This window comes from Micromonospora aridisoli (assembly GCF_056150025.1).
Genome location: NZ_JAXCFK010000182.1, coordinates 1 through 517, shown reverse-complemented (window position 1 = coordinate 517; position 517 = coordinate 1). Strand labels below are relative to the sequence as shown.

Here is a 517-nt window from a genome sequence, read left to right as displayed (position 1 = left end):
GAGTAAACAAGCACCTTTCATTTTAACAATCGTCGGTGGCGGTAGTACCTATACACCAGGGATCGTGAAAAGTTTGATGGTTCGTCTAGAAGAGTTCCCGCTGAAAGAGATCCGTCTGTATGATCTTGATGCCGAGCGTCAACTCGCCGTCTCTAAAGTCGTCGAGTACGTCATCCGCCAGCATACGAACGACGTCAAACTGACCGTGACGACCGACCCTGCCGAAGCATTCACTGCGGCCGACTATGTGTTCGCCCAAATGCGCGTCGGAAAATACAAGATGCGCGAACACGATGAAAAAATCCCGCTCCGTCACCAAGTCGTCGGGCAAGAGACGTGTGGTCCCGGTGGACTCGCCTACGGCCTTCGTACGATTGAACCGATGATTCAGCTGATTGATTTCGTCGAACAGTACGCGAATGATGCCTGGATAATCAACTACTCGAACCCGGCCGCCATCGTGGCCGAAGGGATCCGTCGCTTACGCCCTGACGCCAAAGTGCTCAACATTTGTGAC

At 53.0% G+C, this 517-nt stretch carries 1 protein-coding gene; it reads left to right on the top strand.

Features of this window, described 5'->3' with window-relative positions:
- Nucleotides 1–19: 19 nt before the first annotated feature.
- A partial coding sequence (locus SM447_RS30000) for a family 4 glycosyl hydrolase (protein WP_474576226.1) occupies nt 20–517 on the top strand: 498 nt, incomplete at its 3' end.